The sequence below is a fragment of the Pontibacter rugosus genome (genome assembly GCF_042678745.1).
In the GTDB taxonomy this organism is placed as follows: domain Bacteria; phylum Bacteroidota; class Bacteroidia; order Cytophagales; family Hymenobacteraceae; genus Pontibacter; species Pontibacter rugosus.
On the sequence record NZ_JBHTLD010000570.1, the window covers coordinates 1 to 521 of the forward strand.

The window sequence follows — 521 nt, forward strand, 5'->3', positions numbered from 1 at the left end:
GTTCTGGTTCAATGCCGAGGAAGCCGAGGTATATGCCATGTCGTCGCTCTGCACCGCCGCCGTAGTGTGGCTGATGCTGAAGTGGGAAAACCGCGCCGACGAGTCCGATTCGGACCGTTGGCTGGTGCTCATTGCCTACGTTATCGGCCTGAGCATTGGAGTTCACCTGCTCAACCTGCTGGCTATTCCGGCCCTGGGCTTCATTTACTACTACCGCCGCACCCAGAACCCCACCCTGTGGGGCGGAGTGGCTACGCTGGCCATCAGCAGCGTAATTGTGGGCCTGATTCTGGCCGGCATCATTCCGGGCCTGCCCACGCTGGCGGGCGCCTTCGAGGTGTTCTTCGTGAATACCGTAGGCCTGCCCTTCAACTGGGGCATCATCATCTTCCTGCTGATTTTTGTCGGCCTTATCTGGTTCGGATTCCGGCAGTCGTTTCAGCGGCGCAGCCGGCTGCTGAACACGGTGATGCTGAGCTTCATGTTCATCCTGATTGGCTATTCGAGCTACCTGATTGTTC

The 521-nt window shown here is 58.5% G+C and carries 1 protein-coding gene; it reads left to right on the forward strand.

The window, feature by feature from the left end:
- A partial coding sequence (locus ACFQ2O_RS22515) for a glycosyltransferase family 117 protein (protein WP_377533297.1) occupies positions 1 to 521 on the forward strand: 521 nt, incomplete at both ends.